The organism is Streptomyces sp. M-16 (genome assembly GCF_052114405.1).
In the GTDB taxonomy this organism is placed as follows: domain Bacteria; phylum Actinomycetota; class Actinomycetes; order Streptomycetales; family Streptomycetaceae; genus Streptomyces.
Genome location: NZ_JBFRER010000058.1, coordinates 36,327 through 53,258, shown reverse-complemented (window position 1 = coordinate 53,258; position 16,932 = coordinate 36,327). Strand labels below are relative to the sequence as shown.

14 protein-coding genes are annotated in these 16,932 nt (G+C 72.4%); 8 read left to right on the top strand and 6 right to left on the bottom strand.

The genetic code is table 11. The features are described from left to right. Window positions 1-24: 24 nt before the first annotated feature. Window positions 25-2,571: an aminopeptidase N gene (gene pepN, locus AB4039_RS24920; protein ID WP_266839041.1), complete on the bottom strand. Its 2,547-nt coding sequence runs from the start codon at window positions 2,569-2,571 to the stop codon at window positions 25-27. A 127-nt stretch (window positions 2,572-2,698) separates the two neighbouring features. On the opposite strand from pepN, the gene AB4039_RS24915 reads away from it, so the two are divergent. Next, on the top strand, window positions 2,699-3,346 hold the full coding sequence (locus AB4039_RS24915) for a mycothiol-dependent nitroreductase Rv2466c family protein (RefSeq protein WP_266839040.1): 648 nt from the start codon (window positions 2,699-2,701) through the stop codon (window positions 3,344-3,346). A 117-nt stretch (window positions 3,347-3,463) separates the two neighbouring features. Here the strand turns inward: AB4039_RS24915 and AB4039_RS24910 are convergent, their stop codons facing one another. Together AB4039_RS24910 and AB4039_RS24905 are read right to left on the bottom strand one after the other, a co-directional pair. After that, window positions 3,464-4,120, bottom strand: coding sequence for a superoxide dismutase (locus AB4039_RS24910; protein ID WP_266839038.1), 657 nt, complete (start codon window positions 4,118-4,120; stop codon window positions 3,464-3,466). A gap of 184 nt (window positions 4,121-4,304) precedes the next feature. Beyond that, on the bottom strand, window positions 4,305-5,732 hold the full coding sequence (locus tag AB4039_RS24905) for an amino acid permease (protein ID WP_442271861.1): 1,428 nt from the start codon (window positions 5,730-5,732) through the stop codon (window positions 4,305-4,307). A gap of 191 nt (window positions 5,733-5,923) precedes the next feature. On the opposite strand from AB4039_RS24905, the gene AB4039_RS24900 reads away from it, so the two are divergent. Further along, the gene (locus tag AB4039_RS24900) at window positions 5,924-6,706 is read left to right on the top strand and encodes an SDR family oxidoreductase (protein WP_266839035.1); all 783 of its coding nucleotides are present in this window, start codon (window positions 5,924-5,926) and stop codon (window positions 6,704-6,706) included. Between the two features lie 97 nt (window positions 6,707-6,803). On the opposite strand, the gene AB4039_RS24895 is transcribed toward AB4039_RS24900, so the two are convergent. Then, window positions 6,804-8,225, bottom strand: a complete 1,422-nt coding sequence (locus tag AB4039_RS24895; protein ID WP_442271860.1) for an amino acid permease — start codon at window positions 8,223-8,225, stop codon at window positions 6,804-6,806. Between the two features lie 284 nt (window positions 8,226-8,509). On the opposite strand from AB4039_RS24895, the gene AB4039_RS24890 reads away from it, so the two are divergent. Beyond that, a complete protein-coding gene (locus AB4039_RS24890) occupies window positions 8,510-9,094 on the top strand; it encodes a biotin transporter BioY (RefSeq protein ID WP_266839032.1) in 585 nt (194 codons plus the stop codon). Window positions 9,095-9,170: 76 nt separating this feature from the next. Here AB4039_RS24890 and AB4039_RS24885 read toward each other — a convergent pair whose 3' ends face one another. Next, window positions 9,171-10,631, bottom strand: coding sequence for an amino acid permease (locus tag AB4039_RS24885; RefSeq protein WP_442271859.1), 1,461 nt, complete (start codon window positions 10,629-10,631; stop codon window positions 9,171-9,173). A gap of 218 nt (window positions 10,632-10,849) precedes the next feature. On the opposite strand from AB4039_RS24885, the gene AB4039_RS24880 reads away from it, so the two are divergent. Both AB4039_RS24880 and AB4039_RS24875 read left to right on the top strand, forming a co-directional pair. Continuing rightward, the gene (locus tag AB4039_RS24880) at window positions 10,850-11,338 is read left to right on the top strand and encodes a ribose-5-phosphate isomerase (protein WP_266839030.1); all 489 of its coding nucleotides are present in this window, start codon (window positions 10,850-10,852) and stop codon (window positions 11,336-11,338) included. A gap of 66 nt (window positions 11,339-11,404) precedes the next feature. After that, a complete protein-coding gene (locus AB4039_RS24875; protein ID WP_266839029.1) occupies window positions 11,405-12,211 on the top strand; it encodes a DNA-formamidopyrimidine glycosylase family protein in 807 nt (268 codons plus the stop codon). A 33-nt stretch (window positions 12,212-12,244) separates the two neighbouring features. On the opposite strand, the gene AB4039_RS24870 is transcribed toward AB4039_RS24875, so the two are convergent. Further along, window positions 12,245-13,483 carry a GNAT family N-acetyltransferase gene (locus AB4039_RS24870; RefSeq protein ID WP_266839027.1) on the bottom strand — a complete coding sequence of 413 codons (1,239 nt, stop codon included), beginning with the start codon at window positions 13,481-13,483 and terminating at the stop codon, window positions 12,245-12,247. A gap of 117 nt (window positions 13,484-13,600) precedes the next feature. Between AB4039_RS24870 and AB4039_RS24865 the strand changes: the two genes are divergently transcribed. The 3 genes from AB4039_RS24865 to AB4039_RS24855 all read left to right on the top strand — a co-directional run bounded on the left by AB4039_RS24865 (window position 13,601) and on the right by AB4039_RS24855 (window position 16,907). Beyond that, on the top strand, window positions 13,601-14,743 hold the full coding sequence (locus AB4039_RS24865; protein ID WP_266839026.1) for a PP2C family protein-serine/threonine phosphatase: 1,143 nt from the start codon (window positions 13,601-13,603) through the stop codon (window positions 14,741-14,743). A gap of 317 nt (window positions 14,744-15,060) precedes the next feature. Continuing rightward, window positions 15,061-16,455, top strand: coding sequence for a pyridoxal phosphate-dependent decarboxylase family protein (locus AB4039_RS24860; RefSeq protein WP_442271858.1), 1,395 nt, complete (start codon window positions 15,061-15,063; stop codon window positions 16,453-16,455). Then, entirely contained in the window at window positions 16,452-16,907 is a 456-nt protein-coding gene (locus AB4039_RS24855) for an HD domain-containing protein (RefSeq protein ID WP_266839024.1), read from the top strand. Before AB4039_RS24860 ends, AB4039_RS24855 begins: the two co-directional genes overlap by 4 nt. The last annotated feature ends 25 nt before the right edge of the window (window positions 16,908-16,932 follow it).

Here is a 16,932-nt window from a genome sequence, read left to right as displayed (position 1 = left end):
GCCCGGCCCCGCCGACGGCCGGGGTCAGGCGCCGTCGCGGGCCTGGGCGCGCAGGGCGCGGGCCAGGTCGTCGCGGGACTCCAGGACCAGCCGCCGCAGCGCGGGCGCCGCCTCCGGATGACCGGCCAGCCAGGCGTCGGTCGCCGCGACCGTGGCCGCGGAGTCCTGCAGCATGGGGTAGAGCCCCTTCACCACGTGGATCCCGATCTGGATCGAGCGCTGCGCCCAGATCCGCTCGATCACCTCGAAGTACCGGTCGGCGTACGGGGCGAGCAGGTCGCGCCGCGAGGGCTGCTGCATTCCGTCGATGGTGGCCTCGACCAGCGCGTTCGACAGCGCGTCCGATTCGACGACCGCCGCCCACGCCTGGTCCTTGACGGCCGCCGACGGCCGCGCCGCCAGGCACCGCACCTGGTGCCGCTTGCCCGACGCCGTGTCGTCGCGGGCGAGTTCCGCGCCGAGCACGCCCTCGTCCACCGACCCGTGCGCCGCCAGCGGCAGCAGGAAGTCCCAGCGCAGCTCCTGGTCGACGTCCAGCCCGTCGATCCGGGCCGTCCCGTCGAGCAGGCCCAGCAGCAGCTGGAAGTCGCCCTCGGTCGCCGCGCTCGCCGCGAAGAACCGGGCCCAGGTCAGCTGGTGCTCCGACCCCGGCTCGGCCAGCCGCAGCTCGCGCAGGGCACCCGCCGCCAGGTCCCGGCCGCTCTGCTCGCGCCGCCCGTCCGCCGCGTAGTGGGTGACCGCGCTCAGCGCCTGCCCGTGCAGCATCTGGAGCACGCCGACGTCGGTCTCCCGGCCGGCGTGGGCGAGGAACAGCGCGAGGAAGTCCCGGGCCGGCATCAGCGCGTCGCGCGTCAGGTTCCACAGCGCCGACCAGCAAAGGGCTCGCGCCAGCGGGTCCGTGAGGTCGCCGAGGTGGCCGCGGAGCGTCTCCAGGGAGGCCTCGTCGAAGCGGATCTTGCAGTAGGTGAGGTCCTCGTCGTTGACCAGGACCAGGTCGGGACGGTCCAGCCCGGCCAGTTCCGCGACCGCCGTCCGCACCCCGGCCACGTCCGCCTCGGCCCGCGCGTAGCGCACCAGCGCGCCCGCCTCGATCCGGTACAGGCCGACGCAGACCCGGTGGGGGCGCAGCTCGTCACCCTCCTGGAGCACCGCCAGTTCGGTGATCCGGCCGTCCGCGTCCGTGGTGACCACCGGGGTGAGCGCGTTCACGCCGGCCGTCTGGAGCCAGGCCCGCGACCACTCGGCCATGTCCCGCCCGGAGACCTCCCCGAGCACCGACAGCAGGTCGTCCAGGGTGGTGTTGCCGTAGGCGTGGGCCTTGAAGTAGCGCTGCGCGCCGTCCAGGAACGCCTCCCGGCCCACGTACGCCACGAGCTGCTTGAGGACCGCGGCGCCCTTGGCGTACGTGATCCCGTCGAAGTTCAGCTTGGCGTCCTCCAGGTCACGGATGTCGGCCGTGACCGGGTGGGTGGAGGGGAGCTGGTCGGCCCGGTACGCCCACGCCTTGCGGCTGTTGGCGAAGGTGACCCACGCCTGGTCGAAGCGGGTGGCCTCGACGAGCCCGAAGGATCCCATGAAGTCCGCGAAGGACTCCTTCAGCCACAGGTCGTCCCACCACTTCATGGTGACCAGGTCGCCGAACCACATGTGCGCCATCTCGTGCAGGATGACGTTCGCGCGCCGCTCGTAGGACGCCTGGGTGACCTTCCCGCGGAAGATGTACTCCTCGCGGAAGGTCACCATCCCCGGGTTCTCCATCGCGCCCAGGTTGTACTCCGGGACGAAGGCCTGGTCGTACTTCCCGAAGGGGTACGGGTAGTCGAAGATCTCGTGGAAGAGGTCGAAGCCCTGCTTGGTGACGAGGAAGACGTCCTCGGCGTCGAAGTGCTTCGCCAGCCCCTTGCGGCACATGGCGCCGAGCGGGATCGTCAGGTCCCCGCGGGTGTAGGTGTCCGTCACGCAGTGGTAGGGCCCGGCGACCACGCAGGTGATGTACGTGGAGATGGGCGCGGTCTCGGCGAAGCGCCGGACCTGCCCCTCGCGGGACTCCTCCGCGCCGTTGCTCCACACCTGCCAGGCCTCGGGGGCGGTGACCTCGAAGCGGTAGGGGGCCTTCAGGTCGGGCTGCTCGAAGTTGGCGTACACCCGGCGGGCGTCCGCCGGCTCGTACTGCGTGTAGAGGTAGACCTCGCCGTCCTCCGGGTCCACGAAGCGGTGCATGCCCTCGCCGGTCCGGCTGTACGCGCAGTTCGCGTCCACGACCAGGACGTTCTCGGAGGCGAGCCCCTCCAGGGCGATCCGGGACCCGTCGAAGACGGCGGCCGGGTCGAGGGCGCGGCCGTTGAGCGTGACGGAGTTGACCGAGGGGGCGATCAGGTCCGCGAAGGAGGAGGCGCCCGGCGTCGCGGCCCGGAAGCGGATGGTGGTCACCGAGCGGAAGGTCCGGGGGCCTTCGGCCGGTTCGGCCTCCTCCACGGCGGACCTCAGATCGAGGGCCACCTCGTACCCGTCGACGGACAGCAGTCCGGCCCGCTCGCGGGCCTCGTCTCGGGACAGGTTCTCTCCGGGCACGTGCACTCCTTCGTGCGTGATCGTGGTCTTCGGTTCGAATCCTCCCACGGGGGAATGAGCGCGGGCCCGGCCCGGTTGGCCAGGGGGATGGCCGGCGAGCAACGCTTTGGCTGACTTGAGGAGAGACATGGCCGACACGCAGGTGCGCGAGAAGACCCCCGTCGACTTCTGGTTCGACCCGCTCTGCCCCTGGGCGTGGATGACGTCGCGCTGGGTGCTGGAGGTCGAGAAGCTCCGCGACATCGAGGTCCGCTGGCACGTGATGAGCCTGGGCGTGCTCAACGAGAACAAGCTCGACGAGCTGCCCGAGGCCTACCGCGAGATGCTCGGCCCCCAGGCCTGGATCCCCGTGCGGGTGGTGACCGCCGCCGAGCAGAAGTTCGGCAAGGAGATCACCGGCAAGCTCTACACGGCGCTCGGTACCCGCATCCACAACGAGGGCCGCGGGAACACCCCCGAGGTGATCGCCGAGGCGCTGGCCGAGGTCGGTCTGCCGGCGGAGCTCGCCGCGTTCGGCCTGAAGGACACCTTCGACGCGGAGCTGCGCGCCTCCCACGAGGACGGCATCGAGCGCGTCGGCCAGGAGGTCGGCACCCCGGTGATCTCCGTGCCCGGCGCCGACGGCAAGGACGTGGCCTTCTTCGGGCCGGTCGTCACCCCGGCCCCGCGCGGCGAGGACGCCGCGCGCCTGTGGGACGGCACCCTGCTCGTGGCCTCCATCCCGGGCTTCTTCGAGCTCAAGCGGACCCGTACCCGGGGCCCGTCCTTCGAGTAGTCCCGGCGTACACGGAAGACCCCCGCGAGTCACGTCCTCGCGGGGGTCTTCTGCTGGACACGCCCGCACGCGAAGGCTGAGAAGACGATCACGAGGCGGACGGGCTTGCGGGGGTGATCAGCCCTTGGCGGGGATCAGCAGCGGGGTGTTCGCCTTGGCGTCGGCGTAGCGCCCGGCCACGTCCTGCCAGTTGACGACGTTCCACATCGCCTCGATGAAGTCCACCTTCTGGTTCTTGTACTGGAGGTAGAAGGCGTGCTCCCAGGCGTCGAAGACCAGGATCGGCGTGCTGGCGACGCCCACGTTGCCCTGGTGGTCGTAGACCTGCTCGACGACCAGCCGGCCGCTGACCGGCTCGTACGCGAGCACGCCCCAGCCCGAACCCTGCGTCGCGGAGGACGCGAAGGTCAGCTGCTTCTTGAACTTCGCGAAGGAGCCGAAGGACTCGGTGATCGCGTCCGCCAGGTCGCCCAGGCCGTCGGCCGCGGTGGGCTCGCCGCCGCCCTCGCCGGTCTTCGGGCTGGCCATGTTGTGCCAGTAGATGCTGTGCAGGATGTGGCCGGAGAGGTGGAACGCGAGGTTCTTCTCCAGGCCGTTGAGGGCGCCCCAGTTCTCCTTGTCGCGCGCCTCCTCCAGCTGCTCCAGCGTGGTGTTGGCGCCCGCGACGTAGGCCGCGTGGTGCTTGTCGTGGTGGAGCTCGATGATCTGCGGATTGATCACCGGCTCCAGCGCCGCGTAGTCGTAAGGAAGCTCAGGAAGCGTGTAGATGGCCATGCGTGTGTCCGGTCCCCTCGGCGTGCCAATCGCTTATTGCAATTAATGCGCAACTGCACGCTAGCAGTATCTATTCCGAGCTTCGAGTAAGGGTCGCCTCTCTTGAGCGGACCTCCGGAACGCCGGAGGCCGGGCTCATGCGATCGCATGAGCCCGGCCTCTGACGTGCCGTCCGACGGGGGTGTCACATCGGAACGGAGCTCGGGGAGCCCTCGCGGGCGGCGGTCCGGCGCTGCACGGCGTACCCGGTCGCGGCCAGGGCCAGGGTCAGCCCGCCGGTGAACAGGACCTGTACCCGGGTGTCCTCGCCCAGGGTCATCAGCACCAGCACCCCGGCGACACCGGCCAGCGCCACCCAGGTCAGGTACGGGAAGCCCCACATCTTCACGACCAGCCGCTCGGGAGCCTCCCGCTCCAGGCGCCGGCGCAGCACGGACTGGGAGACCGCGATGAAGCCCCAGACGATGAGGATGACCCCGCCGACCATGTTCAGCAGCCAGGCGAACAGGGTGTCCGGGTACCAGTACGAGAGCAGGACGGTGACGAACCCGAAGCCGCAGGAGGCGAGCACCGCCCGGCGCGGCACCCCGCCGGTGGCCTTGCCCAGCGCCCTGGGGCCCTGGCCCCGGGCGACGAGGGAGTGGGCCATGCGTGAGGAGCCGTAGATGTTGGCGTTCATCGCGGAGAGCAGGGCGATCAGGATGACCACGTTCATGATCTCGCCGGCGGCCGGGATGCCCAGGTGGTCCAGGGTGGCGGCGTAGGGGCCGACCGCGGTGACCGCGGGGTCGTTCCAGGGCAGCAGGGTCACGATCATCAGCATCGAGCCGACGTAGACGACCGCGATCCGCCACATGGTGGTCTTCACGGCCTTGGCCACGCCCTTGACCGGGTCGTCGGACTCGGCGGCGGCGATGGTCACCGTCTCCAGTCCGCCGTACGCGACGACCGAGGCGAGCAGGCCGACCAGCAGGCCGTCGACCCCGTTGGGCAGGAGGCCGCCGTCGCGGACCAGGTTGGCGGCCCCCGGGGAGGAGGTGCCGGGCAGCAGGCCCAGGACGGCGAGGGTGCCCAGGCCCAGGAAGAGGGCGATGGCCCCGATCTTCAGGGCGGCGAACCAGAACTCGAACTCGCCGAATCGCGAGACGGCGCCCAGGTTGCTGCCGCAGAAGACGGCCATGAAGACGAGCACCCACATCCACGAAGGGGTGCCGGGGAACCAGCCCGTCATGATGTGCGCCGCGCCGATCGCCTCGATGGCCACGCCCACGCACAGCAGGATCCAGAACATCCAGCCCGCGGTGAAGCCGGCCCAGGGGCCGATCGCCCGGTCGGCGTGCACCGAGAAGGAGCCGGAGGCGGGGTTGGCGGCGGACATCTCGCCGAGCATCCGCATCACGAACATCACCAGCAGCCCGGAGGCGGCGTAGGCGAGCACGATCGAGGGCCCCGCCGCCGCGATGCCGGCGCCCGAGCCCACGAAGAGCCCGGCGCCGATGACCCCGCCGAGGGCGATCATCGAGAGGTGGCGCTGCTTGAGGCCGTTGCCCAGGGGGGATCCGGCGGGGGCCTGCTGCCCTGGGGGCGGCGCGAGGGTGCTGCTCTGGCTCATGGGGGTGTGCCTGTCCGGTGTGCGGCGTGTGCGGGGGGTTGGTGCGAAGGGCCCCAGTGTGCCGAGTGTCCGCTCACCGGACGTTCTGCGTCCGGTATGCGGACGAGCGGTTCACCGATCGTGATCACGTCCGTACGCTCGCGGCAGACCGGGCGGGCCGCGCCCGGCAACGCGCCGAGAGGGGCCGCACCATGGACCGGACCGCGACACCACTGCCCGCCACCGGCCGGGGCGTCCTCGTCACCGGCGCCTCCCGGGGCATCGGGCGGGCGATCGCCGCCGCCTTCGCCGCGCAGGGCGACCGGGTCGCCGTGCACTGCTCCGCCCGCGGGGCGGACGCCGAGGAGACCCTCGCCGCACTGGAGGGGGAAGGGCACGCGCTGCTCGCCGCGGACCTCGCGGACCCGGCCCGCGTCGCCGAGCTGGCGGACGCGGCCGACGCGGCGCTGGGCGGGGTGGACGTACTGGTCAACAACGCCGCCGTGATGGTCGGTCACCCCCTGGCGGACACCTCCTGGGAGGACTGGCAGCAGGCCTGGCGGCGCACCGTCGACGTGAACCTCCTCGGCGCGGCCCACCTGAGCCACCGCGTCGCCCACCGCATGATCGGAGCCGGCCGGGAGGGCCGCATCGTCAACGTCGGCTCCCGCGGCGCGTTCCGCGGCGAACCCGACCACCCCGCCTACGGAGCCACCAAGGCCGCGCTCCACGCGCTGGGCCAGTCCCTGGCCGTCTCCCTGGCCCCGCACGGCATCGCGGTGGCCTCCGTCGCCCCCGGGTTCGTCGCCACCGAACGGGTCGCCGGCCGCCTGGAGGGCCCCGAGGGCGAGGCGATCCGCGCCCAGAGCCCCTTCGGCCGGGTCGCGGACCCCGCCGAGATCGCCTCCGCCGTGCTCTACCTGGCCTCCCCGGCGGCGCTCTGGAGCTCCGGCACCGTCCTCGACGTCAACGGGGCCTCCTACCTGCGCACCTGAAGGACGCCCAGGACCCCCGCGCCACGCACGGGGGTCCTGGTATCCGCTCGTCCCAGCGCGTACGGGCGTACGGGCGTACGGGCCTACGCGCGCAGGGCTACGCCCCGTCGGCCGCCACCGTCCCGGCCCGGCGCTCGCGCACCTCACGCAGCCACGCCACCAGCAGCACCGCGGCCGCCGCACCCGAGGACCACAGCAGCTGCGGCCGCRCCGAGTCGTCGAACAGCATCAGCACCAGCACCGCCGCCATCCCCAGCAGCGCCGCCCACGTCAGGTACGGGAACAGCCACATCCGAAGCGTCAGCCGCTCCGGCATCTCCCGCTCCAGGATCCGGCGCAGCCGCAGCTGCGAGACCGCGATCAGCGCCCACACGAACAGCAGCACCGCGCCGACCGCGTTGAGCATGTACAGGAACACCGTGTCCGGCCACAGCAGGTTCAGCACGACGGACACGAAACCGAAGGCCACCGAGGCGAACACCGCCCGGCGCGGCACCCCGCCGCCGGACACCTTCAGCAGGGCCCGCGGCGCCTCGCCGCGCTCGGCCAGGGAGAACACCATGCGCGATGAGCCGTAGAGGTTGGCGTTCAGCGCCGACAGCAGCGCCACGAACACCACGATGTTCATGATCTGCCCGGCGGCCGGGATCCCGATGGAGTCCAGCACCGCGACGTACGGGCTCTCGCCCGGCTTCAGCGAGTCCCACGGCAGCAGGGTCACGATGACCAGCATCGAGCCGACGTAGAAGAAGAGGATGCGCCACACCGCGCTGCGCACCGCGCGGGCCACCGAGCGGGCCGGGTCGTCCGACTCGGCGGCCGCGATCGTGACGACCTCCAGGCCGCCGAAGGCGAAGATCACCGCGAGCATGCCGGCGACCACCCCGCCGAAGCCGGCCGGGAAGAAGCCGCCGCGGCCGGTCAGGTTGGCCGTGCCCACGGGATCCGTGTCGGGGAGCAGGCCGAAGATCGCCAGGGTGCCCAGGACCAGGAACAGGACGATGGCCCCGACCTTGAGGGCCGCGAACCAGAACTCGAACTCACCGAAGTTCTTCACGGCCGCCAGGTTGCTCACGGTGAAGACCACCATGAAGATCAGCACCCACACCCACTGGTCGACCGAGGGCACCCAGCCGTTCGCGATCTTCGCGGCGCCGGTCGCCTCCACGGCGAGCACGACGACCAGCAGGAACCAGTAGAGCCAGCCGGCCGAGAAGCCGGCCCAGCGTCCCAGGGCCTTCTCCGCGTACACGGAGAAGGAACCGGAGGCGGGCATCGCGGCCGACATCTCGCCGAGCGCCCGCATCACCAGCATCGCGAGGACGCCCGCGAGCAGGTAGGAGCAGATGATCGCGGGTCCGGCGATGCCGATGCCGGCGCCGGAGCCGACGAAGAGCCCGGCGCCGATCACGCCGCCGAGGCCCAGCATGGTCAGGTGGCGCTGCTTGAGGCTGTGGCTGAGGGGTTCCGGGGGCAGGTCGCCCGCGGTGACGTTCGGGTCGGGCAGGTGGTCGCGCATGAGGAGATGCTCGTACTCTCGATCGGCCAAGCGGCGCTGGCGGCTGCACAGGGGATTGGCGGGAACCTACAGTCTTGCCGGAGGACACCCGCAGGAGCAAAAAGGACGTGTGGTCGAATCTGGCCCGTGACGAGGATCACTCCGACTCGGGTGTAGGGGCGGGGCTTTGTCCGGTCTCCACCAAACCGGGGAGTATGCCTTTGTCCCGCCCGGCGGTGGGGCGGCGCCACGGCCCGCCGTAGCCTCACGGTGTCCTGTCGATCACCACCCCGCGGAGCCCCCCGATGAGCACTGCTTCCGTCTCCTTCCGGCCCGGCGCCGTCCTCGCCGACCTGCTGCCCGCGAGCCGTGTCCGCGACATCGCGCTCGTCGTCGGCGGAGCCGCGCTCACCGGCCTCGCCGCGCAGATCTCGGTTCCCGTTCCCGGCTCGCCCGTACCGGTCACCGGCCAGACCTTCGCCGCCCTGCTCGTGGGCGCCGCCTTCGGTGCCCGCCGCGGCTTCCTCTCGCTGGCCCTGTACGCCCTGGTCGGCATGGCCGGCGTGCCGTGGTTCGCGGGCGGCACCTCCGGCGCGGGCGGTGCCTCCTTCGGCTACGTGCTCGGCATGCTGCTCGCCGCCACCGTCGTCGGCGCGCTCGCGCGGCGCGGGGCCGACCGCTCGGTGCTGCGCACCGCGGGCACCATGGTGCTGGGCTCGGCCGTCATCTACGCGGTCGGCGTGCCGTACCTGATGGCCGCCACCGGCATGTCCCTGAGCGCCGCCGTCGCGGCGGGTCTGGTCCCGTTCCTGATCGGCGACGCCCTCAAGGCCGCGCTCGCCATGGGCGCCCTGCCGGCCGCCTGGAAGCTGGCGGGCCGCCGGGGCTGAGCCCCGTACCCGCTCCACTGCACGGCAGCCCCGGACCGCGAGCGCGGTCCGGGGCTGCTTGTGCGTGCCGGGAGGGCTAGGCGTCGACGGCGGCGTCGGCGACGGCTTCGACGCCGCCCTTGCGGCGCAGCGCCGAGCGGAGCACGCCGATCACCACGACGACGGCGGCGACCAGCAGCGAGAGCATGACGGTCTCACGGTTGTCCTTGTCGTAGACCATGTAGCCCAGGACGAAGGTGATCATCGCGGCGGTGGCCCAGGTCAGGTACGGGAAGAGCCACATCTTCACCGTCACCTTCTCCGGCGCCTCGCGCATCAGGATCCCGCGCATCCGCAGCTGGGTCAGGCAGATCACCAGCCACACGAAGAGCGCGATCGCACCCGAGGAGTTCAGCAGGAAGCTGAAGACCGTGTCGGGGGAGGTGTAGTTGAAGTAGACCGCGGCGAAGCCGAAGACGACCGAGCCGAGGATCGCGGTCACCGGCACGCCCCGCTTGCTGACCTTGGCGAAGGCCTTGGGCGCGTCGCCGCGCTCACCGAGCGAGAAGGCCATGCGCGAGGCGGTGTACAGGCCCGAGTTCAGGCAGGACAGGACGGCCGTCAGGACGATCACGTTCATGATCTGGCCGGCGTGCGCGATGCCGATCGAGTCCAGGGCGGCGACGTAGGAGCCCTTGTCGACGATCGACTTGTCGTTCCACGGCAGCAGCGTGAGGACGATGAAGATCGAGCCCAGGTAGAAGACGCCGATGCGCCAGATCACCGAGTTGGTGGCCTTCGTGACGGCGCGGCGCGGGTCCTCGGACTCGCCGGCGGCGAGGGTGACGATCTCGCTGCCCATGAAGGAGAAGACGACCATCAGCACGCCCGTGAGGACCGAGCCCCAGCCGTTCGGCATGAACCCGCCGGCGTCCGTCAGGTGTGCGAAGCCCGCGCCCGGGTTGTCCGAGCCCGGCAGCACGCCGAAGACGGCGAGCATGCCGACGATCACGAAGGCGCCGATGGCGACGACCTTGATGCCCGCGAACCAGAATTCGAACTCGCCGTAGGAGGCGACCGAGCCGAGGTTCGTGACGGTCAGGACCGCCATGACGATCAGGGCCCAGCCCCACTGCGGGACGGCCGGGACCCAGCCTTCGAGGATCTTCGCGCCCGCGGTGGCCTCGACGGCCAGTACGACGACCCAGAAGAACCAGTAGAGCCAGCCGATGGAGAAACCGGCCCAGCGGCCCAGCGCCCGGTCGGCGTAGGCGGAGAAGGAGCCCGAGTTCGGGCTCGCGGCGGCCATCTCGCCCAGCATCCGCATGACGAAGACGACCATGGCGCCGACGAGCAGGTAGGACAGGAGGATGGCCGGACCGGCCTTGGCGATGCCTCCGCCGGAGCCGACGAAGAGGCCGGCGCCGATGACGCCGCCAATGGCGATCATGGACAGGTGCCGGTTCTTGAGACCGGCCTTCAGACCGTCGGAGGGCTTGGCGGATCCGGGTTCACCGGTCGGGTCGCCTGCCTTCTGAAGGGTCGTCGTGGTGCTCATGGACGATTCCTTAGGTTCTCGGGTTTCGAGTTGCGGCATTCAAACCCGATTTCCGGCCAGTGCGGAAGACTTTCCTCCGATAGTTGCCTGAGGCCCGGAAGTCGGGATCAAGGTCCCGACCCGTCCCGTCTGGGTTCTTTGGGTTTACTTGAGGTTTAGAAGTGACATACGCGACACCCTCTGCGGATCTTCGAGAGCCCTCGTGCCACACTCGACCCATGCGCGTGTATCTCGGATCCGACCATGCCGGCTTTGAGCTCAAGAACCACCTGGTGGACTGGCTCAAGAACAACGGCCACGAGCCCGTCGACTGCGGGCCCCACATCTACGACGAGGTGGACGACTACCCGCCCTTCTGCCTCCGCGCCGCCGAGCGGACCGCCGCGGACGAGGACAGCCTCGGCATCGTGATCGGCGGCTCCGGCAACGGCGAGCAGATCGCCGCCAACAAGGTCAAGGGCATCCGCGCCATCCTGGCCTGGAGCGTCCAGACGGCCGAGCTGGGCCGCGAGCACAACAACGCCAACGTCATCTCCGTCGGCGGCCGCATGCACACCCAGGACGAGGTCGTCGCCTTCATCGACGCCTTCCTGAAGACCCCGTACTCCGGGGCGGAGCGCCACACCCGCCGCATCGACATGCTCACCGCCTACGAGCAGACCGGCGAGCTCCCCCCGATCCCCGCCCACCACCCGCAGGACCAGTAGGCAGGTTCATCGGTGAGCCGTCGCGCCGCCGCCCCCCGCGACCCACCCGGACGTAGGAGCAGTGCCGTGCCCGAGGGGCATACGATCCACCGCCTCGCCCAGGACCACACCGAGCGCTTCGCCGCCCGGACGGTCCGGGTCAGCAGCCCCCAGGGCCGGTTCGCCGAGAGCGCGGCCCTCCTCGACGGGCGCGAGCTGGAGAGCGCCGAGGCCCACGGCAAGCACCTCTTCCTGGAACTCGGCGACGCCTGGATCCACATCCATCTCGGCCTCTTCGGCAAGCTCGGCTTCGGCCCCGCCCCGGCCCCGCCGGCCACCGACACGGTCCGGCTGCGGCTGCTGAACGAGGAGCACTACGCCGACCTGCGCGGCCCCACCGCGTGCGCCATCGTCGCCGAGGGCGAGAAGAAGGCGATACACGACCGGCTCGGCCCCGACCCGCTGCGCCCGGCCGACGACCCGGACCGCGCCTGGAAGCGGATCTCCCGCTCCCGCACCACCGTCGCCGCCCTGCTCATGGACCAGAAGGTCGTCGCGGGCGTCGGCAACGTCTACCGCGCCGAGGTCCTCTTCCGGCACGGCATCGACCCGTACCGGCTCGGCAAGGACCTCGCGCGGAGCGAGTGGGACGCGATCTGGAGCGACCTCGTGGCGCTGATGCGCGAGGGCGTGCGGAACAACCGGATCGACACCGTCCGCGACGAGCACCTGCCCGAGGCGATGGGCCGCCCGCCGCGCGTGGACGACCACGGCGGCGAGGTGTACGTCTACCGGCGCGCCGCCATGCCCTGCCACGTCTGCGGGAGCGAGATCCGCACCGCCGGCCTCGCCGCCCGCAACCTCTTCTGGTGCCCCGGCTGCCAGTCCCGCTGACCGCCCGCGGCCTCCCTTTCCGCCGCGGCGGACCTAGAAGCCGTGCGGGAGCCAGGGCGCGACGTCCCCGGCGAAGGCGCGGGAAGCCCGCGTCAGGGCGCCCGGACGCAGCTCGCGCACCAGGCCCGCCGCCGCCAGCGAGGCCAGGGTGATCCCGCCGAGGTACGCCGAGCCCAGCTCCCGGACCGACAGCGCCAGGTCCGCCCCGTCCTCGGTCCGCTCGCACAGCGCCGCACCGTCCGCGTCCGCCGTCAGCCGCCACCGCCCCGCGTTCCACGGGCAGAAGGCGTCCTCGACGTCCAGGACCACGTCCAGCGGGGCCCCGTAGGCCCGCGCACCGAGCGCCGCCGGCAGGTCCACCAGCCGCACGTGCAGCGAGTCCCGCTGCCGCGTCCGGATCCGCCGGATGTCGCTGACCAGGTGCAGCAGCGGATCGTCCACCGGCCGCCCGAACGCGCGCACGCTCCAGGTGAGGTCGATCCCGAAGAGGTAGCGCCACAGCGCCGCGTACGCCGCCGGGTGCAGCGCGTCCACGTCCTGGACCTGGACCTTGCCGTCCGAGCCGGTCTGCTCCCAGTCCGGCGTGACCCGGTAACGGGCGTACCCGACGACCTCGCCGTCCGCGCCCTCGGCCACCGCGCACTTCAGCGGCGAGGACCCGCCCCGGTGCCCCTCCGGGTCGAGCAGCGTCTTGAGGTCCCAGCCGGGCTGCCGGGCCGGCATGCCGGGACGCCGGGCGACCAGCCGGGCGTAGACCCGCTCGCAGTCGGGCAGGGCCTTCTCCGGGTCGACCAGGCGCAGCCGTACGTCGTCCGTCCCCGGGGGCACGGAGAGCCGCACCCGGGTCGTGTCGACGTCCACGGAGAGGGCGTAGGCGGCGGTGCCGTAGCCGAAACGTCCGTAGATCGCCGGATCCGAGGCCGTCAGCACGGCGATCGGCTCGCCACCCGCACGGATGTCGTCCAATTGGCGCCGCATCAGCGAGGTGAGCACCCCGCGGCGGCGGTGCGTCGGGGCGACGCCCACCATCGTCACGCCGGCCGCCGGAACCGGCGCGCCGCCGCCCGGCACCGAGAGCCGGAAGCTGAAGGCCGAAGCCGATCCGACGCAGTCCTCGCCGTCCCACACGCCGAGTGAACGTTCCGGCTCGGTCAGGGACCGGAAGGTCTTCCGGTGCTGCGGGGATTCGGGCACGCCGCCGAACGCCAGTTCCAGATGATCGAACCAGACGTCCCAGTCATCCATTGACAAAACGCGCATCTCCAGAGCCATGCGGTCATCCTTACCAGGGCATTCCGTCGCGGTCGAAGTGTTTTCGACCGTCGAAGGGCCCGCGGTCCGGGGGTACCCCTGCGCGGGCACAGCCAGGATGGATAGGGTCCCGATGCAATGGCCGGAGCACGTGTGGAGACGTTCATGGCCCGGACGCGCATGCTGTGGCACCGGGCGCGCACAGCGCTGCGCAAATCCGCCGTCGACTACTTCCGCGGCGACGCCTCCGACTGGCTCGCCTTCGCCGGGCTCCTGCTGACCGTCCCCGCCATCGCCTGCGGCACCATGATGCTGCCGGTCTGGTTCTCCCCGTCGGCCCTGGTCCTGCCCATCGTGGCCGGCGGCCTGCTGCTGCGGCCCGCGAGCCTGCTCGCCCTCTACGCCGCCTCCGCGACCGCCCTGATCGTCGAGGCCCTGGTGCTCGGCCCGTACACCCAGGGGCCCGCCCGGGTCACCCCGGGAACCGTCCTGGTGGTCGCCGCCTGCGGCTTCTTCGGGCTGGTCATCGCCCAGTTCCGCAGCCGCGTCGGCGTGCCCTGGCGGCGCGGCGGCACCATGCTCTTCGACCTGCGCGAACGGATCCGGGTCCAGAGCAAGCTGCCCGCCCTGCCGCGCGGCTGGCACCGCGAGATGGCCCTGCGGCCGGCCGGGGGCCAGTCCTTCTCCGGCGACTTCGTGGTCGCCGCCCGCACCAACGGCGGCCGCACCCTGGAGATCGTCCTCACCGACGTCTCCGGCAAGGGCATGGAGGCGGGCTCGCGCGCCCTCCTGCTCAGCGGAGCCTTCGGCGGCCTCCTCGGCGCCCTCCCGCACCGGGACTTCCTCCCCGCCGCCAACGGCTACCTGCTGCGCCAGGACTGGGACGAGGGCTTCGCCACCTCCATCCACCTCGTCCTGGACCTGGAGACCGGCGACTACGAACTGCTCTCCGCCGGCCACCTCCCCGCCCTCCAGCTCTCCGCCGGCACCGGCCGCTGGCGGGAGGTCACCGGGGAAGGACCGCTGCTCGGCGTCTACGACGGCGCGGAGTTCACCCCGGCCCGGGGCAACCTGCGGCGGGGCGACGTCCTGATGCTGTTCACCGACGGGCTCGTCGAGACCGCGGAGCGAGAGATCAGCGAGGGCATCGACCGCCTCACCGGCGAGGCCGACCGCTACGTCGCCGCGGGGTGGGAGGGAGCGGCGTGGCACCTGATCGAGAAGGTGGCCAAGGACGTCAACGACGACCGCGCCCTCCTCCTCATCCGCCGCTCCCCCTGACGGGCCCCTGCCACCCGGCCGGCCCTCGGCCTCGTGACGGGGTCCGGGCCCGCCCGCCCGCGCTCTGACCCGGCCGGGCCCGCCTGCCCGGCCTGACCGGGCCCCCGCGCGCCCTCCTGGATTCCGGCCCCCCGCCCGGCCGGCCCCGCCCGTTGCGCGGGGCGCCGCTGCGGGCCCGCGGGGGCCTGGGCGGCCTCCGCGGCCGTCTGCGGCGCGCTCGCTTTCCGGCCCGGCCCGCCCGGCCCCGCTCGGCCGGGCGGGCCAATCGAGGGGGATTGGCCCGTTCCCCGCCGCCGCCGGAGGCCTACCGTGCCGCCATGGACCGCACCCTCGCCGCCGATCTGGCCCGTCTGCCCGACCTCCTCGACGCCACCCGCCGCGCCGCCACCGAGGCCCTCGCCGGGCTCGACGCGCGGCCCGTCGTACCGGCCGCCGGGGCCGCCGCCCCGCCCGCCCCCGAGCCGCTGCCCGAGCAGGGCAGCGGCACCGAAGCGGTCCTGGAGGCCTTCCGGTCCCGCTGGGCCCCCCGGTTCTCGGCCTCCGCCGGCCCCCGCTACCTCGGCTTCGTCACCGGCGGAGCCACCCCCGCCGCCCTCGCCGGCGACTGGCTGACCGCCGCCCACGACCAGAACTCCAACTCCGCCTTCGACGGCGCGGGCCAGCACCTCGAACGCGAGACCACCGGCTGGCTGCGCGGCCTCTTCGGCCTGTCCGACGCCCACACCGGCACCTTCGTCAGCGGCGCCACCATGTCCAACACCGTCGGCCTGGCCATCGCCCGCGAATGGCTCGGCGAGCGCCTCGGCGTCTCCCCGGCCGAGGACGGCGCGGCGGCCCTCGGGCCCGTCCGCGTCCTGTCCGGCGCCCCGCACTCCTCCATCGCCAAGGCCCTCTCCGTCCTGGGTCTCGGCCGGGCGAGCCTCGTACGGGTCCCCACGCTCCCCGGCCGGGAGGCCGTCGACCCCGCCGCCCTCGACCGCGCGCTCGCCGACGGCTCCGGCCCGGCCGTGGTCGTCGCCAACGCCGGCACCGTCAACACCGTCGACTTCGACGACCTCCCCGCCCTCGACGCCCTGCGCCCCCGCCACGACTTCTGGCTGCACACCGACGCCGCCTTCGGCGCCTTCGCCGCCCTCTCCCCGCGCCACGCCCACCTCACCGCCGGCCTCGACGCCTCCGACTCCGTCTGCGTCGACCTGCACAAGTGGCTCAACGTCCCCTACGACAGCGCCGTCCAGTTCACCCGCCGCCGCGACCTGCAGACCCGCGTCTTCCAGAACTCCGCGGCCTACCTCGGCCCCCTCGGCGACGACCCCGACCTCGTCCACCTCACCCCCGAGAACTCCCACCGGCTGCGGGCGCTGGCCGCCTGGTTCACGCTCCGCGCCTACGGCCGCGCGGGCCACCGCGAGATCGTCGAACGCGACGTCGACTGCGCCCGCGCCCTCGCCGAGGAAGTGGAACGGGAACCGGCCCTGCGCCTGCTCGCCCCGGTCCGCCTCAACGTCGTCTGCTTCACCCTCGCCACCGCCCCCACCCCCGAACGCCTGACCGCCCTGCGCGAGGCCGCCGGCGCCGAGGTCTTCGTCACCCCCACCGTGTACGGGGGAACCCCCGCCCTGCGCGCCGCGTTCTCCAACTGGCGTACCACGCAGGCGGATGTGCGCCGGGCCGCCCAGGCCCTCCGAACGGCAGCGAAGGGGATCGCATGACGCAGCAACCGTTGACCCTCCTGGAGGTCGAAGCCCTCGCCCGCGGGGCGCACGAGGGCCAGACCGACAAGGCCGGCCGGCCCTACGCCGAGCACCTCGCGGCCGTGGCCGAGGGCGTCCGCCTGCGCGGCGGCACCCCGGCGCAGCAGGCGGCGGCCTGGCTCCACGACGCCGTCGAGGACGAGGCCCTCACCCCCGCCGAGCTCGCCGCCACGCCCGTCCCGCAGGAGGTCAAGGCCATGGTGCTGGCCCTCACCAAGCGCCCCGGGGAGCCGGTGGAGGAGTACGCGGCCCGCATCCTCGCCACCCCCGGCGCGGCCCTGGTCAAGGAGGCCGACCTCGCGCACAACGCCGACCCCGTACGCCTCTCCGTGCTGGACGCCCCCACCCGGGACCGGCTGACCGCGAAGTACGCGTACGTCCGTTCCCTCCTCGGCATCACCACCCCGTGACCCGTACCCCATGCCCGAAATATGC